Annotated in this window: 24 protein-coding genes; 11 read left to right on the forward strand and 13 right to left on the reverse strand. The window is 66.8% G+C overall.

All coding sequences use genetic code 11. The features are described from left to right. The first annotated feature begins 3 nt into the window (after window positions 1–3). The 9 genes from AC1RP5_RS27690 (at window position 4) to AC1RP5_RS27730 (ending at window position 8,274) form a co-directional block, all read left to right on the forward strand. The gene (locus AC1RP5_RS27690; protein ID WP_493116029.1) at window positions 4–981 is read left to right on the forward strand and encodes an ABC transporter ATP-binding protein; all 978 of its coding nucleotides are present in this window, start codon (window positions 4–6) and stop codon (window positions 979–981) included. Beyond that, on the forward strand, window positions 974–1,951 hold the full coding sequence (locus AC1RP5_RS27695) for an ABC transporter ATP-binding protein (RefSeq protein WP_493116030.1): 978 nt from the start codon (window positions 974–976) through the stop codon (window positions 1,949–1,951). The genes AC1RP5_RS27690 and AC1RP5_RS27695 overlap by 8 nt, the downstream gene beginning before the upstream one ends. A 16-nt stretch (window positions 1,952–1,967) precedes the next feature. Further along, window positions 1,968–3,185, forward strand: a complete 1,218-nt coding sequence (locus AC1RP5_RS27700) for an adenylate/guanylate cyclase domain-containing protein (protein WP_493116031.1) — start codon at window positions 1,968–1,970, stop codon at window positions 3,183–3,185. A 230-nt stretch (window positions 3,186–3,415) separates the two neighbouring features. Further along, window positions 3,416–3,631 carry a Dps family protein gene (locus AC1RP5_RS27705; protein WP_493116032.1) on the forward strand — a complete coding sequence of 72 codons (216 nt, stop codon included), beginning with the start codon at window positions 3,416–3,418 and terminating at the stop codon, window positions 3,629–3,631. A 4-nt stretch (window positions 3,632–3,635) separates the two neighbouring features. Continuing rightward, entirely contained in the window at window positions 3,636–3,899 is a 264-nt protein-coding gene (locus tag AC1RP5_RS27710; RefSeq protein WP_493116311.1) for a Dps family protein, read from the forward strand. A 132-nt stretch (window positions 3,900–4,031) separates the two neighbouring features. Beyond that, window positions 4,032–5,351 (forward strand): ABC transporter substrate-binding protein, encoded by a 1,320-nt coding sequence (locus AC1RP5_RS27715; protein WP_493116033.1) that lies wholly within the window; start codon window positions 4,032–4,034, stop codon window positions 5,349–5,351. A gap of 27 nt (window positions 5,352–5,378) precedes the next feature. Continuing rightward, the gene (locus tag AC1RP5_RS27720; protein ID WP_493116034.1) at window positions 5,379–6,308 is read left to right on the forward strand and encodes a carbohydrate ABC transporter permease; all 930 of its coding nucleotides are present in this window, start codon (window positions 5,379–5,381) and stop codon (window positions 6,306–6,308) included. A gap of 16 nt (window positions 6,309–6,324) precedes the next feature. Further along, window positions 6,325–7,176 (forward strand): carbohydrate ABC transporter permease, encoded by an 852-nt coding sequence (locus tag AC1RP5_RS27725; protein WP_493116035.1) that lies wholly within the window; start codon window positions 6,325–6,327, stop codon window positions 7,174–7,176. A 6-nt stretch (window positions 7,177–7,182) separates the two neighbouring features. Next, entirely contained in the window at window positions 7,183–8,274 is a 1,092-nt protein-coding gene (locus AC1RP5_RS27730) for an ABC transporter ATP-binding protein (protein ID WP_493116036.1), read from the forward strand. A 163-nt stretch (window positions 8,275–8,437) separates the two neighbouring features. On the opposite strand, the gene AC1RP5_RS27735 is transcribed toward AC1RP5_RS27730, so the two are convergent. The 10 genes from AC1RP5_RS27735 to AC1RP5_RS27780 are packed head-to-tail and all read right to left on the reverse strand — an operon-like array spanning window position 8,438 to window position 18,090. Then, window positions 8,438–9,292, reverse strand: coding sequence for a 5'-nucleotidase, lipoprotein e(P4) family (locus AC1RP5_RS27735; protein ID WP_493116037.1), 855 nt, complete (start codon window positions 9,290–9,292; stop codon window positions 8,438–8,440). Beyond that, window positions 9,289–10,248 carry an adenosine deaminase gene (gene add, locus AC1RP5_RS27740; protein WP_493116038.1) on the reverse strand — a complete coding sequence of 320 codons (960 nt, stop codon included), beginning with the start codon at window positions 10,246–10,248 and terminating at the stop codon, window positions 9,289–9,291. Before add ends, AC1RP5_RS27735 begins: the two co-directional genes overlap by 4 nt. Then, complete coding sequence (locus AC1RP5_RS27745) at window positions 10,245–11,036, reverse strand: phytanoyl-CoA dioxygenase family protein (protein ID WP_493116039.1); 792 nt, start codon at window positions 11,034–11,036, stop codon at window positions 10,245–10,247. Before AC1RP5_RS27745 ends, add begins: the two co-directional genes overlap by 4 nt. Then, window positions 11,033–12,355 carry a thymidine phosphorylase gene (gene deoA / locus AC1RP5_RS27750; RefSeq protein WP_493116040.1) on the reverse strand — a complete coding sequence of 441 codons (1,323 nt, stop codon included), beginning with the start codon at window positions 12,353–12,355 and terminating at the stop codon, window positions 11,033–11,035. The genes AC1RP5_RS27745 and deoA overlap by 4 nt, the downstream gene beginning before the upstream one ends. 5 nt (window positions 12,356–12,360) lie before the next feature. Then, window positions 12,361–13,152, reverse strand: a complete 792-nt coding sequence (locus AC1RP5_RS27755) for a purine-nucleoside phosphorylase (protein ID WP_493116041.1) — start codon at window positions 13,150–13,152, stop codon at window positions 12,361–12,363. A gap of 2 nt (window positions 13,153–13,154) precedes the next feature. Further along, entirely contained in the window at window positions 13,155–13,544 is a 390-nt protein-coding gene (locus AC1RP5_RS27760; RefSeq protein WP_493116042.1) for a cytidine deaminase, read from the reverse strand. 1 nt (window position 13,545) lies between these two features. After that, window positions 13,546–14,466: an ABC transporter permease gene (locus AC1RP5_RS27765; RefSeq protein ID WP_493116043.1), complete on the reverse strand. Its 921-nt coding sequence runs from the start codon at window positions 14,464–14,466 to the stop codon at window positions 13,546–13,548. Window positions 14,467–14,468: 2 nt separating this feature from the next. Continuing rightward, window positions 14,469–15,566, reverse strand: a complete 1,098-nt coding sequence (locus AC1RP5_RS27770) for an ABC transporter permease (RefSeq protein ID WP_493116044.1) — start codon at window positions 15,564–15,566, stop codon at window positions 14,469–14,471. Then, window positions 15,563–17,089, reverse strand: coding sequence for an ABC transporter ATP-binding protein (locus AC1RP5_RS27775; protein ID WP_493116313.1), 1,527 nt, complete (start codon window positions 17,087–17,089; stop codon window positions 15,563–15,565). The genes AC1RP5_RS27770 and AC1RP5_RS27775 overlap by 4 nt, the downstream gene beginning before the upstream one ends. Beyond that, window positions 17,086–18,090: a BMP family lipoprotein gene (locus tag AC1RP5_RS27780; protein WP_493116045.1), complete on the reverse strand. Its 1,005-nt coding sequence runs from the start codon at window positions 18,088–18,090 to the stop codon at window positions 17,086–17,088. Before AC1RP5_RS27780 ends, AC1RP5_RS27775 begins: the two co-directional genes overlap by 4 nt. Window positions 18,091–18,217: 127 nt before the next feature. Here AC1RP5_RS27780 and hydA point away from each other — a divergent pair, with 127 nt between their 5' ends. After that, window positions 18,218–19,663: a dihydropyrimidinase gene (hydA, locus tag AC1RP5_RS27785; RefSeq protein WP_493116046.1), complete on the forward strand. Its 1,446-nt coding sequence runs from the start codon at window positions 18,218–18,220 to the stop codon at window positions 19,661–19,663. On the opposite strand, the gene AC1RP5_RS27790 is transcribed toward hydA, so the two are convergent. Beyond that, window positions 19,660–22,515 (reverse strand): FAD-dependent oxidoreductase, encoded by a 2,856-nt coding sequence (locus AC1RP5_RS27790; protein ID WP_493116047.1) that lies wholly within the window; start codon window positions 22,513–22,515, stop codon window positions 19,660–19,662. The two genes, hydA and AC1RP5_RS27790, sit on opposite strands and share 4 nt — an antisense overlap. Window positions 22,516–22,548: 33 nt before the next feature. Here AC1RP5_RS27790 and dapA point away from each other — a divergent pair, with 33 nt between their 5' ends. Further along, on the forward strand, window positions 22,549–23,457 hold the full coding sequence (gene dapA / locus AC1RP5_RS27795) for a 4-hydroxy-tetrahydrodipicolinate synthase (protein ID WP_493116048.1): 909 nt from the start codon (window positions 22,549–22,551) through the stop codon (window positions 23,455–23,457). 28 nt (window positions 23,458–23,485) lie between these two features. On the opposite strand, the gene AC1RP5_RS27800 is transcribed toward dapA, so the two are convergent. Together AC1RP5_RS27800 and AC1RP5_RS27805 are read right to left on the reverse strand one after the other, a co-directional pair. Further along, a complete protein-coding gene (locus AC1RP5_RS27800) occupies window positions 23,486–24,193 on the reverse strand; it encodes an amino acid ABC transporter permease (protein ID WP_493116049.1) in 708 nt (235 codons plus the stop codon). A 20-nt stretch (window positions 24,194–24,213) separates the two neighbouring features. Then, window positions 24,214–25,071, reverse strand: a complete 858-nt coding sequence (locus AC1RP5_RS27805) for an ABC transporter substrate-binding protein (RefSeq protein ID WP_493116050.1) — start codon at window positions 25,069–25,071, stop codon at window positions 24,214–24,216.

The following is a 25,071-nucleotide window of genomic DNA, read 5'->3' on the forward strand; positions in this document are numbered from 1 at the left end:
ACGATGACCACGCCCCTCCTCAAGGTCGAGAACCTGCGCATCGCGCTGGCCGGTGACGGCGTCACCTACAATGCGGTCGAGAACGTCTCGTTCGAGATCGGCCGTGGCGAGGCCTTCGGGCTGGTGGGCGAATCGGGCTGCGGCAAGAGCATCACCGCGCTCTCGGTGATGGGCCTGTTGCGCCGACCGCTGTCACTGGGCGGCGGCAAGATCGTGCTCGACGGCGAGGAAATCCAGAACGTCTCCGCCGCCGAGATGCGGCGCCTGCGCGGCAAGCGCATCGCCATGATCTTCCAGGAGCCGATGACCGCGCTCAATCCGCTGTCGCCGGTCGGCAAGCAGATCGCCGAGATGTTCGTGCTGCACCAGGGCGCCAGCTGGAACGAGGCGATGGATCGCGCCGAGGATGCGCTGCGCCAGGTCCGCGTGCCCTCGCCCGAGCGCCGCATCAAGGATTACCCGCACCAGCTCTCGGGCGGCATGCGCCAGAGGGTGATGATCGCCATTGCGCTGGCCTGCGGCCCCGACCTGCTGGTGGCCGACGAGCCGACCACGGCGCTCGACGTCACGGTGCAGGCCGAGATCATCGACCTGATGGCCGAGCTTTGCGCGGCCAAGGGCACGGCGGTCCTGATGATCAGCCACGATCTCGGGCTGGTCGCCAACATGTGCAAGCGCGTCGCCGTCATGTATGCCGGCCGCATCGTCGAGAGCCAGGTGGCGGACGCGATCTTCGCGCGGCCGAGCCATCCCTACACTCAAGGGCTGATCGATTCGCTGCCGCGCCTCGGCGAACGCGCACGGCGCGGCCGCCAGAAGCTGCGCGAGATTTCCGGTGTCGTGCCCTCGATCGCCAACTATCCGCCGGGCTGCCGGTTCAACCCGCGCTGCCCCGCCGTCACCGACGTCTGCCGTTCGGTCGTGCCCGACGCGACACCGCTGCCGGCCGAAGGTCTCGTGAGGTGCCATCATCATGGCTGACGGCCTGCTCTCGCTCGACGACCTCGCGGTTCATTTCAAGATCGGCAATGCGCTGGGCGGCGGCGTCCGGACACTGAAGGCGGTCGACGGCGTCACGCTTGATGTGAAGCCGGGCGAGTGCCTGGGCCTCGTGGGCGAATCGGGCTGCGGCAAGTCCACGCTCGCACTCGCCATCATGGGCCTGCTGCCGCCGACGCGCGGCACGATCGGCATCGACGGCCAGCAGATCTCCGGCAGCACGCCGCCCGACCGCATGAAGATGGCGCGCACGGTGCAGATGGTCTTCCAGGACCCCTACGCCTCGCTCAATCCGCGCCAGACCGTGCGTCGGACTTTGGCCGATCCGCTGCGCCTGCACGGCGTCACCGACAAGGCCGAGGTCGAGGCCCGCGTCATCGACATGATGGCCAAGGTCGGACTTCGCCCCGAGCAGGCCGACCGCTATCCGCACGAATTCTCCGGCGGCCAGCGCCAGCGCATCGGCATCGCCCGCGCGCTGATCCTGAAGCCCAAGCTCGTGCTCTGCGACGAGCCGGTGTCGGCGCTCGACGTCTCGATCCGCGCCCAGATCATCAATCTCCTGCTCGAACTCAAGGACGAGATGGGTCTGTCCTACATCATGATCAGCCACGATCTCGGCGTGGTCGAACATGTCAGCGACCGCGTGGCCGTGATGTATCTCGGCCGCATCGTCGAGCAGGGCGGCTGGCAGGAGATTTTCGAGAACCCGCGCCATCCCTATACGCGCGCGCTGATCGCGGCGATCCCCGACCCGTTCCATCGCGCCGCCATCGGCGCCAATGCCAAGGCGCGCGGCGAGATCGCGAGCGCCCTCAATCCGCCGCCGGGCTGTCACTTCAATCCGCGCTGCCCGCTCAAGGCCGACGTCTGCGTGGCCGAGTATCCGGCGTTCGGCGAGGTCTCGCCCGGCCATCGCGCGGCTTGTCATTTCCGCGACCGCGTGAGTTGATGGGGCTAGAAGCCCCATGACCCCACTCGATACCGATATCCTTCTCGACTGGATCGTCCGCCGCGGCCTCGACGGGGCGGACGAGGCCCAGCTCCTGCGCGAATTCTGCGAGAAGTGCCGCGAAGCCGGCCTCATGCTCTCGCGCGCGCTGTCCTTCATCGACACGCTGCATCCCGTACATGAAGGTCGCATCTATCGCTGGCGCGACGATTCCGTCGAGGAAGAAGCCGCCACGGACTATGCCCGCACCGATCAGGGCGGTCCTGCCGCCGAGTCGTGGCAACGCAGCCCCTTCTTCCATCTGCTCGAGACCGGCGGAGAAGAGCTGCGTCGCCGCATCGGCTTCGGCGAAGAGGCCGACTTCAGCATCATCCAGGATATGAAGGACCTCGGGCACACCGACTATATCGTCTTCATCCATCGCTTCGCCGGCGATACCAAGATCGGCGACATGGATGGCGTCTATTCAGCCTGGTCGACGCGCCATTCGGAAGGCTTCAGCGACGCCAATATCGTGGCACTACGCCGCCTGGTGCCGGCGCTGGCCCTCACGATCAAGAGCGCCGCCCTGGCGCGCATCGCCGACACGCTGGTCCAGGTGTATCTCGGCCGCGATGCCGGCCGGCGGGTGCTCGAAGGCAGGATCCAGCGCGGCGTCGCCGATCGCATCGAGGCAGCGCTCTGGTTCTCCGACCTGCGCAGCTTCACCGCCATCACCGACAAGGCCCAGCCCAGCGAGATCATCCCGCTCCTGAACGACTATGCCGAGGCGGTCATCACCTCGATCCACGAGGCCGGCGGCGACGTGCTGAAGCTGATCGGCGACGGAACGCTCGCGGTCTTCCGGGCCGACGATCCGGCCGAGGCCTGCCGGTGCGCGTTGCGCGCCGAGGAGAATTTGCGGGCACGCATGAAGGAGCTGAACGAGAAGCGACAGGCCGAGGAGCATCCGATCACCAACGTCTATATCGGCCTGCATGTCGGCGAAGTGTTCTACGGCAACATCGGCAGCTTCGACCGGCTCGACTTCACCGTCGTCGGTCCCGCGGTCAACGAGACCAGCCGCATCGCCTCGATGTGCCGCTCGGTCGACCGTCCCCTGCTCGTCTCCTCGACCTTCGCCGAGGCGCTTCCCGCCGAGGAACGTACCCGCATGGTCTCCGTCGGCCGCTTCGCGCTGCGCGGCGTCGGCAAGGCGCAGGACCTGTTCACGCTCGATCCGGAGTTGCTTTAGAGCTTTCGCCCAGCAACGACCTCACCCTGAGGAGCGGTCCGCAGGACCGCGTCTCGAAGGGTGGGCACGAGCACCACGCCTGTCGCCCATCCTTCGAGACGCACGCCTGCGGCGCGCTCCTCAGGATGAGGTTGTGCGGGTGAATTTGAAGCGGAAAGACCTCGACGTTCGCCCGGCTTGTCCGCGTGGGAAGGCCCGATACCTTCGCCGGACCATCCAAGGAGCAGCCCATGGCAAAGTCACCCGCCATCTCGATCGGCATCAAGGAAGCAGACCGCAAGAAGATCGCCGAGGGGCTGAGCCATCTGCTGGCCGACACCTACACGCTCTATCTCACGACGCACAACTTCCACTGGAACGTCACGGGGCCGATGTTCACGTCGCTCCACACGATGTTCATGACCCCAGTACACCGAGCTCTGGAACGCCGTCGATCCGATCGCTGAGCGCATCCGCTCGCTCGGCTATCCCGCCCCCGGCTCCTACGGCCAGTTCGGCAAACTGAGCTCGCTGGCCGATGCGCCGGCCAAGCCGCCCAAGGCGCTCGACATGGTGAGCATCCTCGTCACCGGCCACGAGGCCGTGGCCCGCACCGCGCGCGGCATCTTCCCGCTGGCCGACAAGGCCGGCGACGAGCCGACCGCCGATCTGTTGACGCAGCGCCTGACCGTTCACGAACAGTCGGCCTGGATGCTGCGGTCGCTGCTCGAATAGGGATTCGCCAGGCGATACCTAATATCGCCGGTAAAAATTCCGTATGCCGGCTTGCGCCATGTCCTCCCAGATGCCTACGATGACGGCAATCACAAAGCCGTCCAACGAGGCGGCAGTCCTTGGGAGGACAACATGGCCAAGACTAAGCGTCGTAGCGTGCTTAAGCTTGCCGGCGGCGCTGCCGCTGCGTCCATGGGCGGCATGGCCGTCATTCTCGCAACCGGCCGGATGCCCGCCTTTGCCCAGCAGAGAACGGTCCACTGGCTCAAGTGGGTCGACTTCGTGCCGGCCTCGGATGCGCTGCTCCGTAAGGAGATGCTGCCGGAGGCCGAGAAGGCCTTGGGCCTCAAGATCAATCTCGAGACGGTCAACGGCAACGACCTGCAGCCGCGCGTGACCGCGGGGATCCAGTCGGGCGCCGGTCCCGACCTGATCATGGCGTTCAACAACCAGACCTATCTGTATTCCAACAGCGTGGTCGACCTCACCGACATCGCCGAGTCCGTCGCGAAGGCGGAAGGCGGCATGTACAAGTACGCCCGCACGATCTGCAGCGACGGCAAGATGTTCATGGGCATGCCATGGGCGGTAATCGGCGGCATGATCGCCTATCGCAAGTCGTGGTTCGAGGAAGTGGGCGCCACCTCCTTCCCCAAGACCTGGGTCGAGTATCGCGACGTCGCCAAGAAACTGAAGGCCAAGGGCCATCCGATCGGCCAGACGCTCGGCCACACGTTCGGTGACGCGCCGACCTTCACCTATCCCTACCTGTGGTCGTGGGGCGGCATGGAGGTCGATCCCGCCGGCAAGGTCATCATCAACTCGCCGGCGACGCTCGAGTCGGTGAAGTTCATGCAGGGCTTCTGGAAGGACGGCTGCGACGAGGGCGGCCTCGCGTGGGACGACACCAACAACAACCGCGCCTTCCTGTCTCAGACGATCTCGGCGACCTTGAACGGCGCCTCGATCTACATCGAGACCCTGCGCAAGCCCGAGCAGTACCAGACCGAGAAGGGCACGCCGATGAACAAGGACATCCTGCACTCGCCGCTGCCGGCGGGCCCTGCAGGACAGTTCGGCATGCACCTGCTGCAGTCGCACATGCTGATGAAGTATTCGAAGAACCAGGAACCCGCGAAGGAGTTCCTGAAGTGGATCCATGCCGAGAAGAACTTCGAGAAGTGGTTCATCTCGCAGAAGGGCTTCGCCACGCCCTGCACCGAGAAGTGGGAAGGCCACAAGGTCTGGACCGACGATCCCGTCATGGCGCCGTTCAAGGTCGCGGCCAAGCTCGGCCAGGCGCCGGGCCATGCCGGCCCGCCGAACGCCAAGGCCGCCGAAGCGCTGTCGAAGTACATCGTCACCGACATGTACGCCAAGGCGGTGCAGGGCATGCCCGCCGAGGATGCGGTGAAATGGGCCGAGGGCGAACTCAAGAAGATCTACGTCTGAGCCCGGCCCCGTAGAGGCGCCCGGATCATGGCCGTAACCGCACTCGCAGGCGCGGAGGGCAAGCGTCCCTCTCCGCGTCTGCGGCGTCTCGAGGACGAGCGCTGGCTGGCGCTCGTCCTGCTCACGCCGACGGCCGTGCTGCTCGGCCTGTTCATCGCCTATCCCTTCTTCGAGGGTGTCATGCTGTCGCTCAGCAGCACCCGCGTCGGCGATCCCGGCCACTTCGTGGGCTTGAAGAACTTCGAGAAGGTCTGGAACGACAACATCTTCCGCACGACCGTGTGGAACACGTTCTGGTACACGGGCGTCACGACGGTGTTCAAGCTGGCGCTGGGCCTATGGCTGGCGATCCTGCTGAACCGGCATTTCAGAGGCAAGGCGATCATCCGCGCCTTCATCCTCCTGCCGTTCATCATCCCGACCGTGCTCTCGACCTTCGCCTGGAAGTGGATGTTCGACCCGACCTTCAGCGTCATCAACTGGACGCTGTTCCAGCTCGGCCTGATCACCACGCGCATCAACTGGCTGGGCGATGCCGACCTCGCAATGTCGTCGATCATCGTGATCAACATCTGGCGCGGCGTGCCGTTCTTCGCCATCACGCTTCTCGCCGGCCTGCAGACCATCAGCCCGGAACTGCACGAGGCCGCCGCCATCGACGGCGCGCGTCCGTGGGCGCGGTTCTGGCATGTCACGTGGCCGCTGCTCATGCCGGTGACCCTGGTCGTCGTGCTGTTCTCGGTGATCCAGACCTTCGCCGACTTCCAGCTCGTCTACGTCATGACCGGCGGCGGGCCCGCCAACGCCACGCACCTCTTCGCCACCTACGCCTACCAGCTCGGCATCGGAACCGGGCTGCTGGCCGAGGGCGCTGCAATCTCGCTCGCGATGTTCCCGTTCCTGTTCATCATCGTGGTCGTGCAGCTCCTCTACATCAGACGGGTTGAAACCAGATGAGCCGGGAGACCCGCTGATGATCGAAGGCGCGCTGTGGCGGCGATGGGTCTTCTACAACATCCCGCTGATCCTGTTCGTGTTCGTCCTGCTGTTCCCGTTCTACTGGATGATCATCACGACCTTCCGGCCCGACGGCGAACTCTACCGGCCGTGGAACGCCGCCAACTACATGCCGTTCTGGACCAACAATCCGACCCTCGAACACATCAAGTACCTGTTCGAGGAAACGAACTTCATGCGCTGGATGCTGAACACGATGGTGATCGCCTTCGTGTCGACGGTGATCTCGCTGTTCTGCGGCGTGCTGGCGGGCTATGCGCTGGCCCGCCTCAACTTCCCCTATGCCGGCGGACTCGGCACCGCGATCTTCATCACCTACCTGGTGCCGCAGACGCTGCTGTTCATCCCGCTGGCCGAGATCATCCGCAACTTCCAGCTCGGTGACACGCCGTGGTCGCTGATCCTGACCTATCCGACCTTCCTGATCCCCTTCTGCACCTGGCTGATGATGGGCTACTTCAAGGCTATCCCGAAGGAGCTGGAGGAGTGCGCACGGATCGACGGCGCGTCGCGCTGGAAGGCGATGGTCTACATCGTCATCCCGGTCGCCGTGCCCGGTATCCTGTCCTCGGGCATCATCGCCTTCACGCTCTCGTGGAACGAGTTCATCTACGCCCTCGTCTTCCTGTCCTCGCCGGACCAGAAGACCGTTCCCGTCGGCGTCACCTCGGAGCTGATCCGCGGCGACGTGTTCTTCTGGGGCCCGCTGATGGCCGGCGCCCTGCTGGGCTCGATCCCGGTCGCGATCGTCTATTCATTCTTCGTCGAACACTACGTCTCGGGCCTCACCGGCTCGGTCAAGGGGTAGCGCATCATGGCCGAGGTCAGCATCCGCAAGCTCAACAAGATGTTCGACGTCACCCATGTGGTGAAGGACGTCGACCTCGAAATCCGCGACAAGGAGTTCGTCGTGCTGGTCGGCCCCTCCGGCTGCGGCAAGACGACGACCTTGCGCATGGTGGCGGGCCTAGAAGCCATCAGCTCGGGCCAGATCCTGATCGACGATTCGGTGGTGAACGAGGTCCCGCCGATGGATCGCGACATCGCCATGGTGTTCCAGAACTACGCGCTCTATCCGCACATGAGCGTCGCCGGCAACATGGCCTTTGGCCTGAAGATGCGGAAGTTCGCCAAACCCGAGATCGAGACCCGCATCAAGCGCGCCGCCGCCATCCTCGGCATAGAAAACCTGCTGGAACGCAAGCCGCGCCAGCTCTCCGGCGGCCAGCGACAGAGGGTGGCGCTGGGCCGCGCGATCGTGCGCGATCCCAAGGTCTTCCTGTTCGACGAGCCGCTGTCCAATCTCGACGCCAAGCTGCGCGTGCAGATGCGGGTCGAGCTGAAGAAGCTGCACGAGCGGCTGGGCACGACGGCGATCTACGTGACGCACGACCAGGTCGAGGCGATGACCCTGGGCGACCGCGTCGTCGTGATGAAGGACGGCTGGGTGCAGCAGGTCGGCGAGCCGCTCGAACTCTACAACACGCCGGCCAACCGCTTCGTGGCGGGCTTCATCGGTTCGCCGGCGATGAACTTCATCGATGCGACGTTGAACGAGAGCAACGGCGCCGTCGTCGCAGAAGCCCCCGGCCTGCGCCTCGCCCTGCCGGGCGCGCTCGCCGCACGGGCCCGCGCCAAGGCCGGCCGCACCGTCACCCTGGGCATCCGCCCCGAGGACGTGCACGTCGCGACCGACCGGGACCCGCCCGATCTCTGCTTCGATGCCAATGTCGAAGTCGTGGAACAGCTCGGCTCGGAAATCCTGCTCGACACGCGGGTCGGACCGGCAACGGTCGTCGCCAGCGTCGAGCCCACGATGCGCATCCGCAGCAACGACCGGCTGCGCCTGTCCCTGAAGCCCGAACGCCTGCACCTGTTCGACGCCGAGACCGAGGTCGCGATCTGAAAAGAGCCCGTCGTCCTGAGCGAAGCCGCCCAAAGGGCGGCGCAGTCGAAGGACCTCTTTTCGCTTCAACCATTCGTGCGCCGGAAAAGAGGTCCTTCGACTGCGCGCCTTCGGCGCTCCGCTCAGGACGACGGGCTTTTTTTTGCGACTGGCTTGGTGCGTTTTAAGGCGCCGGCCCGCTCCACCCTTCCAGCACGTCCCACTTGGCCTTGCGCTGCTCGTCGCGCGACTTCTTGAAGTCGTGGCCGTAGGGCGCCGTGTCGAACGAACCGTAGGTTGGGTTGGCCAGCATCAGCCATTGCTTGCCCCAATAGGGCATGCCGGCCTCGAAGGCCTTGATGCGATCGGCCTCGCTGGTGCGGTAGCGGTCGTCGAAGTCGCCGAGATTGTCGCCGATGTTCAGCAGCACGCGGTAATCCCGGGCGATCGCGGCGCGGCGCGCGCTCTTGGCGCCGGTCCATTCCGGCTTCTCGCCCTGCATCAGGAACGTGTCGACGTTCCCGCCCATGGGAAAGCCGAGCTTCTGCATGTTCTCGCGGGTGTCCTTCTCGGTCTCCGCGCCGCGATTGGTGACGTAGAACACCTTTACGCCTTTCGAATCGGCGTACTTCGTGAACTCGACGGCGCCGGGGATCGCCGCCGAAATCTGCGCCGCGCAGAACTGGTTCCAGGTCTTGGTGCTGAAACTCTGGTCGGCCCGCATCAGCCAGACTTCGTACTTCGAATTGTCGAGCACGGTCTCGTCGACATCGAGCACGACCGCCGGCGGCAGATTCTGGAAGTCGCCCTTCTGCTCGGCCGGCGCCGCCGTCCAGTTCTTGTCGGCCAGCGCCTCGTCGAGACGGAGGCGCGCCAGGGCATAGATCGAGAGCGCATTGGCCTTGTATTCGACGGCGCGCTGCATCCAGAGATTGGCCAGCAGCATGTCGTGCGCCGGCCGCGTCTCCTGCGCTCGCACCGCGCCGCCCGACAGCGCCGCCAGCAGGACGCCCAGGATCAGGGTCTTGCGTGCCGTCATGGCGCGATCCCCGCCAGCAATTGCCGCTTCGTCGCCTCGTCGGCGAAGGACGCCTCGATGGTCGTGCGGCAGATGGCGCGCAGGCCGCGCTCGTCGAGACCCGCCAGGTCGTATTCGGTGCCGAGCGTGGTGTGGAAGAACGGCGGATCGTCGGAGTTCAGCGTGACCCGCACGCCTGCCTCGATCAGCCGGTGCAGCGGATGCGCGGCGCGGTCGGGATAAAGGCCAAGCGCGATGTTGCTGCCCGGGCAGACTTCGAGGACGATGCCGCGCCGCACCAGCTCCGCCATCAACGCCGGATCGTCCGCCGAGCGCACGCCATGCCCGATGCGCGTCACCGGCAGGTCGCGGATGGCAGCCCACACGCTCTCCGGGCCGACGACCTCGCCGGCATGCACGGTGCAGCCATAGCCGTGCTCATGCGCCAGGCGATAGGCCGGCGCGAAGTCGATGGGCGCGAGCTTGGCCTCGTCACCCCCCATGCCGAAGCCCACGACATAGGGGTGCGGCTCGGCGATCATCGCGCGGACCATCGCGGTAGCCCGCTCCGGTCCCAGATGGCGGATGCAGATGATGACGATGCGGCCGACGATGCCGAAGTCGCGCTGCGCGTCGTCGATGCCCTGGACCAGCGCACCGAGCCAATCGGCATAGGAGATGCCAAGCGCCGCCGGCCGCTCGGGCGAGCAGAACATCTCGACATAGACCGCGCCCTCGCGCGCCGCGCCGGCGAGATAAGTGTAGATCACGTCGCGGAAGTCGCGCGCCTTCTTGAGCGCGGTGCAGACGCGGTCGTAGGACTCGAGGAAGCTCCAGAAATCCGTCCAGGCGTAGTGGCCCTTGGCGTCGAACAGGTTCGGCGGCAGGGCGATGCCATTGCGATCCGCCAGTTCGATGGCGAGCTTCGGCGGGATCGAGCCTTCGAGGTGGCAGTGGATTTCAGCCTTGGGAATCACGCGAAACCTCGGAGCGGCAGGTCGGGGCGTTGCAGCCAGTTGTCCCCCGGATAATCGGCCCGACCGTCGATCAGGTGCAAGCTGTAGGCATGACGTTGTCGTGACGAGCGGTTGGCCGTGCTGGCATGCGGCAACAGCCCATGCAGCACGATCAGCGTGCCGCGCCGGACTTTTAGCGCCACCGGCTCGACCGCCGGCCAGGGCGTGGCATCGACCGTCCGGGTGACGAGGTTGTCGCCCTCATAGCCGAACCATTGGCGCAGCGGCCCGCGATGGGCGCCCGGCAGGGCCACCAGGCAGCCATTGTCGCGGTCGGCATCGTCGAGGGCGATCCAGAACCCGGTGACGCTCGGCGGATCGGTGCGCAGGAAGGTCGCGTCCTGGTGCCAGCCGACCTCGGCGCCGACATGCGGCTGTTTGAAGAGATACATCGACTGCAGCAGCAGCGGCGCCGCGAGTCCGAGTTCGCGGGCGAGTGCGGCCATACGCGGCTGGCGCGAGAAACGCTCGAACACCGGATCGAGGTCGTGCAGCGCATGGCCGATCTTGTTCAGCTTGTCCGGCGCCTCCTCCTCGACGAAGTAGCGGATGGCAACACCGGACTCGCGGAAATAACGGTCACGTGCATGCGCCTGGTCGCGCGTCGAGAAGGCGGTGGGTGCGGTGCCCGGATCGAAGCCCGCCACCAGCTCGGCCGCCCGCGCCTTGAGCGCCTCGCATTCCGCCGCCGTCACGAAGTCCGGCAGGATCGCGAAGCCGTCGCGCGCATAGGCTTCGAGGTCGATCACAGCGCCACTCTTTCCATGATCGCCGGGCGCTCGACAGGCGCCTGGTCTTCGATACGAACGGCGCGGCGGATCAGGGCAATCGCCTCGTCGGCATCGGCATCGCTGGCGGCATGCACGAGGCACAGCGGCTCGCCGCTGCGGATACGCTGGCCGACATCGACGAACTCGGTGAGGCCTACCGCGGGATCGATGGCGTCGTCGGCATGACGGCGCCCTCCCCCCAGCGCCACGACGGCAATACCGACCTCGCGTGCATTCATGCCGGCGATATGGCCGGAGCGTTCGGCGGTGCAGGGCCGCACGACCGGGGCATGGCCGAGATAACGGCCGCTGTGTTCGAGAAAATCATCGGGCCCGCCCAGTGCCGAGACCATGCGGGCGAACACCTCCGCCGCACGGCCGTCGGCCAGCGCCGCTTCGGCCTTTGCCCGGCCCTCGGCGGCGTCCGACGCCAGCTTGCCCAGCGCCAGCATCTCGCCGGCCAGCGCCATGGTGACCTCGTGCAGGCGCGGCTCGCGCGTGCCGTTGCCGGTGAGATAGGCCACCGTCTCGGTTACTTCGAGCGCGTTGCCGACCTCACGGCCCAGCACCCGGTCCATGTCGGTGATCAGCGCCACCGTCGGCAGCCCGGCCTGGTTGGCGACGTCCACGAGGCTTTGCGCCAGGTCGCGCGCCATCTCCTCGGTGTCGCAGAAGGCGCCGGAGCCGCACTTCACGTCCATCACCAAACCGTCGAGCCCCTCGGCGACCTTCTTGCTGAGGATCGAGCTCACCAGCAGCGGGATCGATTCGACGCTGCCGCTGATGTCGCGCGTCGCGTAGAGCCGCCGGTCGGCGGGCGCGAGATCGTCGGTCTGGCCGATCACCGCGCAACCGACCTCGCGCACGACCTTGCGGAACGTCGCGATGTCGGGCTGCACGTCATAGCCCGAGATCGACGAGAGCTTGTCGAGCGTGCCGCCGGTATGGCCGAGACCACGGCCGGAAATCATCGGCACGAAGCCGCCGCAGGCCGCCACGATCGGCGCCAGCATCAGGCTCACCTTGTCGCCGACGCCGCCGCTCGAATGCTTGTCGATGACCGGGCCGGGCAGGCCGAGATCGCGCCAGTCGAGCATGATACCCGAGCGCGCGAGGCCCAAGGTCAGCGCGACTCTCTCGGGCACGGTCATGCCGCGAAAGAACACGGTCATCGCGAAGGCCGCGACCTGACCCTCGCTCAGGCTGCCGTCATGGATACCGCGCACGACGAAGGCGATCTCCTGGGCGGAGAGTTCGTGCCCATCGCGCTTCCGGCGGATGATCTCCTGCGGCAGCATCGCGGCTAGGCGTAGCGTTCGAGGAAGGTACGCAGCACGACGCGAACCTTGCTTGCCGCCGCAGCCGCCACCGAGAGCGTCTGCTCGTGCGCCAGCACGCCGGGCACGAGGCCCGCGGCATAGTTCGTCATCAGCGACAGCGCCGCGACTTTCAGGCCGGCATGGCGCGCCAGAATGGTCTCGGGCGCGGTCGACATGCCGACCGCATCGGCGCCCAGCACCCGCGCGGCGCGGATCTCGGCCGGCGTCTCGAAGCTCGGCCCGCTGAAGAAGATGTAGACGCCCTCGTGGCAGACCACGTTCGCCGCCTTTGCCGCTTCCATCAGTTTCGCACGCAAGGCCGGATCATAGGCGTCGATCATGTCGACGAAGCGGCTGTCGCCCGGCCCGATGCCGAACAGCGGATTGATGCCGGCGAAGTTGATGTGATCGCTGATCGCCATGACCGAGCCTGGCGGCATGTCGAGCCGCAGGCTGCCGGCGGCATTGGTCTGCAGCAGGGTCTCGCAGCCGAGTTTCGCCACGGCCTCGATGGCGCCCCGCATCTCGTCGGCCTTGCCGCGCTCGTAGTAATGCGCGCGGCCCTGCATAACGGCGACGGGAGTCGGGCCGACATGCCCCAGCACCAGGCGCCCGGCATGGCCGCCGACCGTCGGCTGCGGAAAGCCCGGCAGCTCGGCATAGGGAAGCGCTGCGACCTCAGCCACCTCTTCCACGAAGCTGCCGAGCCCCGAGCCGAGGATCAGGGCAACCTTCGGCCGAAAACCAGGCGCGGCGCGTTCGAGGATATCGCTCACGGTCAGCCGAAATGTTGCGGACCGAAGGACATCGGCAGGAGCTGCCCCAGGGTCACCGTGCGATGCAGCCCGTCGGGACCACAGAGATGGACCGGCATCTCGTCGCCGGCGAACTCGCGCAGCTTCTGGCGGCAACCGCCACACGGCGTGATGACTTCCGGGCCGGGGCCGACCACGACGCATTCGAGGATACGCTTGTTGCCCGACGCGACCAGCGCCGCGATGGCGCCCGCCTCGGCGCAAAGCCCCTGCGGATAGGCCGCGTTCTCGACGTTGCAGCCGCCATGGATCGAGCCGTCCTCGGCGCGCAGCGCGGCGCCGACATGGAACTTCGAATAGGGCGCATGGGCCCTCAGCATCATGCGCTGCGCCAGATGGAGAAGGTCATTCATCTCAATGCTCTTTCTCGTAAGGGACGCCGGCCGCTTTCGGCGCGACGGTGCGGCCGATGAAACCGGCCAGCAGGAATAGAGTGAGAAGATACGGCATGGCCTGGATCAGTTGCACCGGTACTTCACCGATCCCCGGCAGCCTGACGCCCTGCAGGCGGATGGCGATGGCGTCGAGCAGTCCGAAGGCGAGGCAGGCGCCGAACGCGGGAAACGGCCGCCAGCGGCCGAAGATGATGGCCGCCAGCGCGATGAAACCCTGCCCCGCCGTCATGTCGCGGCTGAAACCTGCGTTCTGGGCGATCGAGAGATAGGCGCCGGCAAGACCCGCGAACAGGCCGCAAAGGAGCACCGCGCGATAGCGCAGCCAGGCCACGGAAATGCCCGCGGCATCGACCGCCAGCGGCACCTCGCCCACCGCGCGCAGGCGCAAGCCAAAGCGCGTGCGCTCGATCAACCACCAGGCGAAGGGCACCGAGAAGAGCGCGACATAGACCAGGATGTTGTCGCCGGCGACGGGAAAGAAGATCGGGTTGAGACGCTCGCCATCGGCCAGCGGCGGCGTCTGGCCACCGCGCGCGAACCAGGCAGTGCCCAGCACCACGGTGAGGCCCATCGCCAGGATGTTGATGGCGACACCACTCACGACCTGATTGCCGCGATGGGTGATGCAGGCGAAGCCGTGCAGCAGCGCCAGCACTTCGGCGGCAAGGATCGCGGCGCCGACGCCCATCCAGGCCGAATCGGTGACTGCCGCCGTGGCGGCCGCAAAGAACGCCGCCATCAGCATCTTGCCTTCGAGGCCGACATCGATGATGCCGCTCTTCTCGGAGAACAGCCCGCCCATGGCGCAAAGCACCAACGGCGTCGCCACACGCAAGGTCGCGGCGAGCGTCAGGGTGACGAGGGTGAGCGCTTCCTCCACCCCTAGCCCCTCCGCGCGAACAGAGCCTGCAGCCACGGCCGCGGCAGGTGGACGAGCGCGCCCGAGAACAGGATCACCAGACCCTGGATCACGACCACCATCTCGCGCGTGATCAAGGGGATCTCGAAGGCGAGTTCGGCGCCGCCCTGCTGCAGCGCGCCGAACAGCAGCGCCGCCAGCACGATGCCCAGCGGATGGCCGCGCCCCATCAGCGCGACCGCGATGCCGGTGAAGCCGTAGCCCGCCGCGAAGTCGAGCACGAGCCGGTGATGCACGCCCAGCAGCTCGTTGACCGCGACACCGCCCGCCAGCGCGCCCGACAGGCACATGGCCAGCATGGTCGTGCGCTTCAGGTTGGTGCCGGCGTAGAGGGCCGCTTCGGGATTGTGGCCCATGGTGCGCAGGCCGTAGCCCCAGGGCGTGTGCCACAGGAAGATCCAGACACCGACGCAGCTCAAGAGCGCCAGCAGCAGCGACAGGTTGAGCGCCGAGGGCGCGACGGCGATGCCGATCCATTGCAGCGCCGCCTGCATCGACGGCACCGCGGCCGATGCGCCAAAGCCGCGGCTCTGCGGCGTCATCGAGCCCGGCGCGATCAGCACGTTCACCATCAGGTAGACCATCAGCGCCGAGGCCACGAAGTTGAACATGATGGTGGTGATGACGATGTGGCTGCCGCGCCATGCCTGCATCCAGGCCGGTATGGCGGCCCACGCCGCGCCGAACGCCGCCGACGCCAGGATCGCGACCGGGATCATCAGCAGGCCCGGCAGGTAGCGATCGAGCGCCAACACCGCGAGACCGCAGCCCAACCCGCCGATATATGCCTGACCTTCGCCGCCGATGTTGAACAGGCCGGCGTGGAAGGCGACCGCCACCGCGAGGCCGGTGAAGATGAAGTTGGTGGCGTAATAGAGCGTGTAGCCGATCGATTCCGACGAGCCGACGGCGCCCAGCACCAGCAGCTTCAGCGCATGGAAGGGATCGACGCCGATCACTTTCACGATCAGGCCGACGACGAGGAAGGCCATCGCGATGTTGGCGAGCGGAAGCAGGCCGATCTCGACCCAGCCCGGCAGCGGACGGCGCAGCGCGCTCATGCGGCCTGAGCGCCCGCCATCATCAGGCCCAGGGTCCGCTCGTCGGCTTCGCCAGCCGCGACCTCGCCCACGATGCGGCCGCCGAACATCACCAGGATGCGGTCGGCCAGCGACAGGATCTCCTCCAGCTCGACCGACACGACCAGCACCGCGCAGCCGGCGTCGCGGCTGGCCAAAAGCTCGCGGCGGATGAATTCGATGGCGCCGATGTCGACGCCGCGTGTCGGCTGGCCGACCAGCAGCACCTTCGGATTGCGCGCCATCTCGCGCGCCAGGATCAACTTCTGCTGGTTGCCGCCGGAGAAGTTCGACGAACGCAGGCCCGGCGTGCGCGGCCGCACGTCGAAGCGCTCCATGAGACCCTCGCAATGCTTGCCGACCGCGGGCCCGTCCAGCAGGTAGTTGTGGCAGAACGGCTCGCGATCCTGGTAGCCGAGGATGGACGTCTCCGAAGCCAGGAAAGCCGGCACCAACCCCTGGCGGATGCGATCCTCCGGTACATGCGCGACACCGAGGTCGCGCATCTCGGCGGGATCGACGGGATGGGTCGCATCGACCGTGCGGCCGCAGACTTCGAGCGTTCCTCCGCTCGGGCGACGGATGCCGGACAGGACTTGCAGCAGCTCCGTCTGGCCGTTGCCGGAGACGCCCGCTATGCCGACGATTTCGCCCGCGCGCACTTCCAGCGAGATATCGTCGAGCAGGCGCACGCGGCGGCCATCGACCAGCGACAGGCTTTTGGCCACCAGCAGCGCCTCGCCCTTGCGCGCCGGCGCCTTGTCGAGGTCGAAGCGTACCTTGCGGCCGACCATCAGCTCGGCCAGTTCCTCGACATTGGTCTCGGCGGTGCGCCGCTCGGCCACGACCTCGCCGCGCCGCATCACGACCACCTTGTCGGTGACGCTGAGGATCTCGCGCAGCTTGTGGGTGATCAGCACGACGGTCACGCCGCGATCGCGCAGCACGCGCAGGATCTCCAGCAACCGGTCGGTCTCCTGCGGCGTCAGCACGGCGCTGGGCTCGTCGAGCACCAGGATACGTGCCCCGCGGAACAACACTTTGAGGATCTCGACCCGCTGCTGCTCGCCCACCGAGAGATCGCCAACCCTCGCATCGGGATCGACGGCGAGGCCATACTCGCGCGCAAGCCGCGCCAGCTCGGTCCGCGCCGCCGCCAGCCCGCCGGCCAGCAGCGCGCCACCCTCGGCGCCCAGCACCAGGTTCTCCAGCACGGTGAAACTGTCGACCAGCATGAAGTGCTGATGGACCATGCCGATGCCGTGCCCGATGGCGTCGCGCGGGCTCGCCATCGCGACCGGCTTGCCGTCGACCGCGATCTCGCCGGCATCGGCCTGATAGAGCCCGTAGAGGATGCTCATCAGGGTCGACTTGCCGGCGCCGTTCTCGCCCACGATGCCGGTGATGCTGCCACGCTCGATGCGCAGCGACACGCCGCGCACCGCGTGCACGTCGCCGAACGACTTGTCGATCCGCCGAAGCTCGATGGCAGCGTCGGCCGTCAGCTCTTGCACGAATTGTTGCTCATATAGTCGTGGACGACGATCTGGCCCGAGATGATCGCGGCCTTCGCGGCATCGGCCTTGGCCTTCATCTCCGGCGTAATGAGCTTCTCGTTGTCCTTGTCGAGCGCCCAATCGACGCCGCCTTCCTTGAGGCCGATCACCTGCACGCCGCCCTTCCATTGATTGTCCTGGGCGGCCTTGAAGCTGTTGTAGGTCGCGAGATCGACGCGCTTCAGCATCGAGGTCAGCATGTTGCCGGGATGGAGATGGTTCTGGTTGGAATCGACGCCGATGCCCAGCTTGCCGCGATCCTTGGTGGCCTGCAGGATGCCGAGCCCGGTGCTGCCGGCAGCGGCATAGACGACGTCGACGCCGCGATCGAACTGGCCCTTGGCGAGCTCGGCGCCGCGGCCCGGATCGTTCCACGCGGCCGGAGTCGTGCCGGTCATGTTGGTGATCAGCTCGGCATTGGGATTGGCGTACTTGATGCCCTGCTCGAAGCCGCACTGGAAGCGGCGCACCAGCGGAATGTCCATGCCGCCCACGAAGCCGATCTTGCCGGTCTTCGAGGCCATCGCCGCCAGCATGCCGACGAGGAACGAGCCTTCCTGCTCCTTGAACACGACGGACTGGACGTTGGGCAGGTTCACCACACTGTCGATCAGGGTGAAATGGATGTTGGGGAATTCCTTGGCGACCTTCTCGAGCGCCACCGCCTGAGCGAAACCGACCGCGATGATCGGGTCCTGGCCACGCTGCGCGAACCTGCGCAGCGCCTGCTCGAACTGGGTTTCGTTGCTCGGCTCGAACTCGGCGACCGCGATGTTCGTGTCCTTCTTGAACTGCTCGGCGCCCTGCCAGACGCCCTCGTTGAAGGATTTGTCGAACTTGCCGCCGGTGCTGAAGACGACGGCCGGTTTGATCGCGACCTGCGCCTGAGCCAAAGCGCCGATACCGGCGGCAGCCAGCAGCGCGATCAAGGGTCCGACCCAGCGTTTCATTGAGGTTCCCACATTGTTATCGTGAGTTTGGACCGTGCCGGGTCCGGGGTCTAGGTGAAGACGGGGAGCGAAAACCGGGCATGGGACTTGCTACACTGCTGGCCAAAGCCGCCCCAGGAGGAACCCCATGGCCGAATACGATCTCGTCATCCGCAACACGACGATTGCCACGGCTTCGGATGTCGTGAACGGCGATATCGGCATCGTCGGCGGGCGGGTCGTGGCCCTTGGCGAGCGTCTCGACAAGGGCCGCCGCGAGATCGACGGCACCGACCGGATCGCGGTCCCGGGCGGCATCGACGCCCACGTCCATTTCGACCAGGACACGGCCGACGGCTCGGTCTTCTGCGACGATTTCGAGAGCGGCAGCCGGGCCGCCGCGGCCGGCGGCACCACGACCATCATTCCCTTCGCCTACCAGAACAAGGGCCAGCCGCTGCGCGATGCGGTGAACAAGTATCACAAGCGCGCCGAGGGCAAGTCGCTGATCGACTATGCGTTCCACGTGATCCTGTCGGACGCCAGCGAGAAGATCATGGGTCAGGATTTCACCGCCCTTGTCGCCGACGGCTACACCTCGTTCAAGGTCTACATGACCTATGACGACGTGAAGCTCACCGACCGCGAGATGCTCGATGCGCTGGCGGCGGCGCGGCGCGAGCAGGCCATGCTCATGATCCATGCGGAGAACTCCGACTGCATCACCTGGCTGACCGAGCGGCTGGAGCTGAAGGGCATGACCGCCGCGAAGTTCCACGCGACGTCGCGGCCCTTCGTGGTCGAGCGCGAGGCCACGCACCGCGCCATCTCGCTCGCCGAGATGCTCGACGTGCCGATGCTGCTGGTCCATGTCTCGGCCAAGGAAGCCATGCACGAGATCCAGCGCGCGCAGGCGCGTGGCCTCAGGGTCTATGGCGAGACCTGCCCACAATACTTGTTCCTCAGCGAAGAGGATTTCGAGAAGCCGGGCGACGAGGGCGCCAAGTGCGTCTGCTCGCCGCCGCCGCGCGGCACCGACAACCAGGAGCATATCTGGACCGGCCTGGCGGCCAACACCTTCCAGGTTCTGTCGTCCGACCACGCCGCCTTCAGGTTCGACGACGTGCGTGGCAAGAAGCTGCCGGGCGCCCGCGAGAGCTTCCGCAAGATCCCCAACGGCGTGCCCGGCGTCGAGACGCGGCTGCCGCTCCTCTTCTCCGAAGGCGTCAACAAGGGCCGCATCAGCCTGCAGCAGTTCGTGGCGCTGAGTTCGACCAACGCCGCCAAGATCTACGGCCTGCATCCGCGCAAGGGCACGATCGCCGTGGGCGCCGACGCCGACATCGTGCTGTGGGACCCCAATCGCCGCGTGAGCCTCACCAACTCGATCCTCCATCACAATTGCGACTACACGCCCTACGAGGGACGCGAACTCACCGGCTATCCGGTGATGACCCTGTCGCGCGGCGAGGTGGTGATGGAGGAAGGCCGCATGAGCGGCTCGGCGGGCCGTGGCCAGTTCCAGAAGTGCGACCGCCCCGAAGCCGCCCGCCCGCGTGGCCGCCCGCTGATCGATCCGTCGATCTTCAACTAGAAGCGTTCGATCGAGTAGGGCGCCACCGACAGGCTCGTGCTGCGGCCAGCCATCATCTCGGCCGTCAGGCGCGCCAGCACCGGCGCCAGGGTGTAGCCGTTCGAACCGACGCAGTTGTAGAAGCCCGGCAGGCCCGGGACTTCGCCCACGATCGGCGCGCCATCGACGTTGACGTTCATGCCGGCCCAGATGCGCACGACATGGAGATCGGCGATCGCGGGAATGACCCGGCTGGCGATCCAGAGATTGCCCTCGACGCTCGACCGCAAGGCACGCGACAGGCGCTGCTGCTCGTCCAGGCCTGCCGTCCAACCACCACCGATCAGGAACGCGCCCGACGCCATCTGCTTCAGGGTGAGATGGCGGTCGGCATGGGCGATCAGCTTCTCGATCGCGGGCGGCGCCGGCTCGGTGACGATCATCTGCAGCGGCGCGCCCTTCACAGGGATCGTCACGCCGAGAAGTGCTGCGACCTGCGGCGTCCAGGCGCCGGCTGCGTTCACGATGCGCCGGCAGACGATCTCGCCGCGGCTGGTGATGACACGATAGCCGCGATCCATCCGCTCGATCGCCCTGACATCGCTGCCGCTGCGGAAGCGGGCACCCAACGCACGCGCTCGTTCGGCCACGGCATAGGTCGCCCGCAGCGGATTGATCTTGCCTTCGCCGGGACACCATTCCGCGGCGATCGCGACGTCGCTCACGGCCGGTTCGAGGCGGCGCAACTCATGGGCATCGATCAGTTCCGCCTCGACACCGTGCGCCCGCTCGATCGCGATCTTGGCCTTGAGGAACTCCACGTCGCGCTCGGTCTCGGCCAGCATCAGCCCGCCCATGACCTTCATCTCGAGGTCCTGGCCGCTATCGATCGCGATCTCGCGCCACAGCGCCACCGAGGCGGGGCCGAGCGGCAACGTATCCGCCGCCGGGCCACCGCCGGCCTGGGCCTTGGCGCCGAAGTCGAACGACAGGAGCTGGACATGCAGGCTGCCGGCATTGGCGCCCGAGGCCTGGAGATTCACCTCGTCGCGTTCGACGACCAAGGTCTCGATGCCCTCGCGCGCCAGCCAATAGGCCACGCAGGAACCCATGATGCCACCGCCGATCACCAGCGTGTCGACCGTCTCGGCCGACAAGGGCTCGATCTCGCGCGGCCGCGACATGTCGGGCGGCTCGAACTCCTTGTGCCCGCCCCATTCCCCTTGCTCGACGGTCAGCGCACGAACCGGCACGGGCTTGACCGGCGGACGCGGCGCGAACAGGTCGAATTCGCCCACCGTGCCCGTCGTCATGCGCGCCACCAGGGAAGCGCAATAACGTCCCTGGCATCGGCCCATGCCGACCCGGCATTTCCGCTTCAGCGATGCGGGCGAATCGTGACCCGCCGCAATCAGTGCCCGGAGATCGCCCGCCGTCACCTCTTCGCAGCGACAGACGATCGCGGCGTCCTCGATCTTTGCGGGATCGAGCGGAGGTGCTTCGAACAATTGCCACAGCGCGGTCTGGAATTGGCGGGCTCGCTTCAACGTCCGCCGCGCATCGTCGATCTTCGCAACCGTAAGGCCGAGATCGCCGGCAATTGCAGCGGCTGCAATCGTTCCCTGTGCCATCGCCGCGTGCGCACCGCCGAATCGCGCGCCATCACCGATCGCGAAGATTTCCGGCAGGCTCGTGCGGCCCTCGGCGTCGGTCAGTGTCTCCATCGATCCGGTGCCGCGCGCGACGAAGCGGTGGGCACAGCCCAGCGAGCGGGCCAGCTCCGATTGCGAGGCAAAGCCGTAGCCCAGCGCCACGATATCGGCGTCGATGGCAAAGGCGCCGGCCTCTACACGACGCACGCGATCCTCGCCGACCAGTCGCGTGACCTTTGAGTCCCAACGCAGCAGATCGCCCAGCCGTCCGGCGAGACGTGCGCCCTGGGCGATGAGAAACGGATCGGCGGCGGCCGCCTTCGCCAACGCGCGCCATCGCGCGAGGCCGGGCCGATGCGCGGCTTCCAACACGGCGACGACGTTGGCGCCCCCGTCGATCAGCTCGGCCGCGGTCTGCAGGCAAAGCGGTCCGTTGCCCGCGATCACGATGCGCTGACCCGGCGCCACGCGGTAGGAACGCGCGAGGGTCTGCAGACCGCCGACGGTCATCACGCCGGGCAGCGTCCATCCCGGCACGGCAAGCGATTGCTCGTAGGCGCCCGTCGCCAGCACGAGGCGACGCGGACGAAACAGGGTCGCCCGGCCTGCGACCACGGCGGCGATCTCCTGCGGCGAGAAGGCGGCCCAGACGGTCGCGTCGTTCAGGATGCGGGCACCCGCCGCCAAGGTCGATTGCCGCAGCACCGCGCCGTCGCGGAACTGGCGATCGAGAGCAGCGAAGTCGGCGTCGTGCGAGGGCGCCAGCGGCTTGAAGTACTGTCCGCCCGGATGAAGGCGTTCGTCCAGGACGACGACGGACGCCCCCGCCACGGCGAGCGCGCGGGCGGCGACCAGGCCCGCCGGCCCGGCGCCGACCACCAGCACGTCGCAGGCGATTTCTTCCGGCTCGGTGACGGGCGCATTTGCCGTGGGCGCCGTCGTCACAGGCGAGGAGCGCACGTCCATGCCGGCCTCGACCTTGGTGAGGCAGGCGCGCTGGCTGGGGCGGTCGTTCACCGTGACGAGGCAGTCGAAGCAGACACCCATGCCGCAGAAGGGACCGCGCGGTGCGCCGGAGCGGGCCTGCCGAAGGGCGACGATGTCGGATGCCGCCAGCGCGGCCGCGATCGTCTCGCCCGGCATCGCCTCGACCTCGCGCCCGTCGAAGGAGATGCGGACGGGCGCGCCCGTGGGCCGCATGTCGGGGTGTTTCAGGCGCATGCAAAAGGTCTACAATGTTCGCGGAGGCTCAGCATGAAGAAGTTCCGCGGCACCTACACGGTCATGATCACGCCCTTCACGGCCGACGGCCGCAAGGTGGACGAAGCGGCGTTGCGCCGGCTGGTCGACTTCCAGATCGCCGAGGGCATCCACGGCCTGATCCCGCTGGGCAGCACCGGCGAGTTCCTGAGCGTGACGCCCGACGAGCGGCGCCAGATCGTGGAGATCGTGGTGAAGCAGGCCGCCGGCCGGGTGCCGGTGCTGATCGGCACGGGCGCGGAATGGACCGACGAAGTCGTGCGGACAAGCCGCGAGGCCGAATCGATGGGCGCCGACGGCGTGATGATCATCCCGCCCTTCTACAGCGTGCCGACCGACGACGAGCTCTTCACCCACTACAAGAAAGTGGCCGACGCGATCTCGCTTCCGATCATGGTCTACAACAATCCGGCGACGGCGAATGTCGACATGCAGCCGGAGCTGATCGCGCGCATCGCCGAGATTCCGAACTGCCTCTACGTCAAGGAATCGACCCTCGATCCGACGCGGGTGCGCGACATCATCCGCCTCGCCGGCGACAAGATGACGGTCTTCGCGGGCGTGCTCGGATACGAATCCTTCTGGCTGGGCGCCGAAGGCTGGGTCGCGGTCTGCTCGAACGTGATCCCGCGCTGGTCGGCGGAGCTGTTCAACCTCGTTGCCGACAAGCGCGACATGGACGCCGCTCTCGCCCTCTACATGAAGATGACGCCGCTGCTCTGGTGGGTTGGCGGCCCGCGTTACGTTTCCGGTACCAAGGCCGCGTTCGAGATGATGGGCATGCCGATGGGCCCGCCCCGCGCGCCGCGCCTGCCGCTGCCCGAGGCCCAGCTCCCCGCCCTGCGCGAGGTTCTGCGCCAGATGGGCGTGCTGCCCGAAGAGAAGGCGCGCGCCCGCGCCTAGACCAGCACCCGGGAAACCAGCGCCTGGGTCAGTGATCGTCACGCGCGAGCTGGTGGTCGGTCGTCGCCCCATAGGCCTTGCCGTAATAGGCTTCGATGCGGCGCTGCACGAAATCCCAGCAGGTGGTCATCGCAAGGTAGATGATGGCCACGACGATGAAGACTTCGAGCACCTGGAATTTCTGCTGCATCAGGATCTGGCCGCGCCGCAGCACCTCTTCCATCGAGATCACCGAGGCGATCGACGTGGTCTTGAGCAGGCCGTTCACCGAATTGCCGAGCGGCGGGATGATGACGCGCAAGGCCTGCGGCAGCACGACCAGGCGGAAGATCTGGAAGGGCGTCAATCCCATCGCCCGCGCCGCCTCGGTCTGTCCCTTGGCGACCGACAGGATGCCGCCGCGCAGGATTTCCGAGAGATAAGCGGCCTCGTTCAGCGCCAGGCCGATGATCGCCGATTCGAGCACGTTGAAGCGCACAAGCCCGAGCTGCGGCAGGCCGGTGTAGATGATGATGAGCTGCACCAGCAGCGGCGTGCCGCGGAAGATCCAGATATAGGTCTGGGCCGCGCGCGACAGGCCCTTGTGCTTGCTGAGCCGCATCACGGCGAGCAGGAGCCCGAGGAGTCCGCCCAGGATGAGCGTGCTGATCGTGAGACCGATCGTCCACAGCGCACCCTCGAGAAGGTAGAGGTTGGTGAAGTACCCCCAGAAACCTTCCCAGTTCCAGACCGTCATGCCGGCACCGATGCTGCGCGCTAGGCCGGCCCCGGCCCCTTGATGGAGAAGGTCGGCTCGTCGATCTTCAGCACGCCGTACTGGTCGAGCAGCTTGTCGTAGTAGCCGTCCTTCTTGAGTTCGTTCAGCGCGCCGACGATCGCCTCGGCCAGAGCTTTGTTGGCAAAGGCAAAACAGGCAATCTGGGGAAACACGCCGCTGATCGCGCGGGTGAAGTCGCCGCGCTGTTGCATGAACATCGCCGTGGCGTCGATGCTGGTAGCGGCGTCGGACTGACCGGCCTTGAGCGCCTGAAAAGCCTCGGCGAAGTTGTTGAAGGTCATGACGGTGACAGGCTTCAGGCCCTTCTTCGCCACCATGTCGGCGACCTCGCGAGTGCGCCGCTCCTCGATGCCGCCCAGCTCGACCGAGATGCGCTTGCCGGCAAGATCGTCGACTGTCTTCAGGCCCAGCGGATTGCCCTTTGCCGCGAGGAAGCTGATGGCCGCTTGCTCGGTCGGCACCATGTACATCAGCTTGGACCGCTCCTCGGTCCAGAAGATGCCGGTGTTGATCATGTCCCAGCGCTTGGCGGCGAGACCGGGGATCATGGTGGCGAATTCCGTGCGGATATATTCCGGAGCGAGGCCGAGACGCTTGCAGCACTCGTCGGCGAGCTCGACCCGCATGCCCTTCAGCTGGCCCTTGTCGTCGACATATTGCAGCGGCGGCAGGGTCGGGTTGATCGACATGATCAGCGTGCCCGCCTTGACGATGGTGGGCGGCGCGATCTTCGGCTGGGCGCGCAGCGCGCCCGGCGCCAGGGTCATGGCCGATGCGGCAGCGGCGGCGCCGAGAAGACCACGGCGACCGAGCTTGATGTCGTTGAAACTGTTCAT

This window comes from Reyranella sp. GW821-FHT12G01, from assembly GCF_058806575.1.

Coding starts and splice junctions, on each gene's coding strand:
- AC1RP5_RS27760 (WP_493116042.1), bottom strand. CDS start 13,544: ATGAATGACCTTCTCCATCTGGCGCAGCGCATGATGCTGAGGGCCCAT.
- deoA (WP_493116040.1), bottom strand. CDS start 12,355: ATGCTGCCGCAGGAGATCATCCGCCGGAAGCGCGATGGGCACGAACTC.
- AC1RP5_RS27690 (WP_493116029.1), top strand. CDS start 4: ATGACCACGCCCCTCCTCAAGGTCGAGAACCTGCGCATCGCGCTGGCC.
- AC1RP5_RS27735 (WP_493116037.1), bottom strand. CDS start 9,292: ATGACGGCACGCAAGACCCTGATCCTGGGCGTCCTGCTGGCGGCGCTG.
- AC1RP5_RS27695 (WP_493116030.1), top strand. CDS start 974: ATGGCTGACGGCCTGCTCTCGCTCGACGACCTCGCGGTTCATTTCAAG.
- AC1RP5_RS27720 (WP_493116034.1), top strand. CDS start 5,379: ATGGCCGTAACCGCACTCGCAGGCGCGGAGGGCAAGCGTCCCTCTCCG.
- AC1RP5_RS27725 (WP_493116035.1), top strand. CDS start 6,325: ATGATCGAAGGCGCGCTGTGGCGGCGATGGGTCTTCTACAACATCCCG.
- AC1RP5_RS27805 (WP_493116050.1), bottom strand. CDS start 25,071: ATGAACAGTTTCAACGACATCAAGCTCGGTCGCCGTGGTCTTCTCGGC.
- AC1RP5_RS27800 (WP_493116049.1), bottom strand. CDS start 24,193: ATGACGGTCTGGAACTGGGAAGGTTTCTGGGGGTACTTCACCAACCTC.
- AC1RP5_RS27715 (WP_493116033.1), top strand. CDS start 4,032: ATGGCCAAGACTAAGCGTCGTAGCGTGCTTAAGCTTGCCGGCGGCGCT.
- AC1RP5_RS27780 (WP_493116045.1), bottom strand. CDS start 18,090: ATGAAACGCTGGGTCGGACCCTTGATCGCGCTGCTGGCTGCCGCCGGT.
- hydA (WP_493116046.1), top strand. CDS start 18,218: ATGGCCGAATACGATCTCGTCATCCGCAACACGACGATTGCCACGGCT.
- AC1RP5_RS27730 (WP_493116036.1), top strand. CDS start 7,183: ATGGCCGAGGTCAGCATCCGCAAGCTCAACAAGATGTTCGACGTCACC.
- AC1RP5_RS27705 (WP_493116032.1), top strand. CDS start 3,416: ATGGCAAAGTCACCCGCCATCTCGATCGGCATCAAGGAAGCAGACCGC.
- AC1RP5_RS27790 (WP_493116047.1), bottom strand. CDS start 22,515: ATGCGCCTGAAACACCCCGACATGCGGCCCACGGGCGCGCCCGTCCGC.
- dapA (WP_493116048.1), top strand. CDS start 22,549: ATGAAGAAGTTCCGCGGCACCTACACGGTCATGATCACGCCCTTCACG.
- AC1RP5_RS27700 (WP_493116031.1), top strand. CDS start 1,968: ATGACCCCACTCGATACCGATATCCTTCTCGACTGGATCGTCCGCCGC.
- AC1RP5_RS27770 (WP_493116044.1), bottom strand. CDS start 15,566: ATGAGCGCGCTGCGCCGTCCGCTGCCGGGCTGGGTCGAGATCGGCCTG.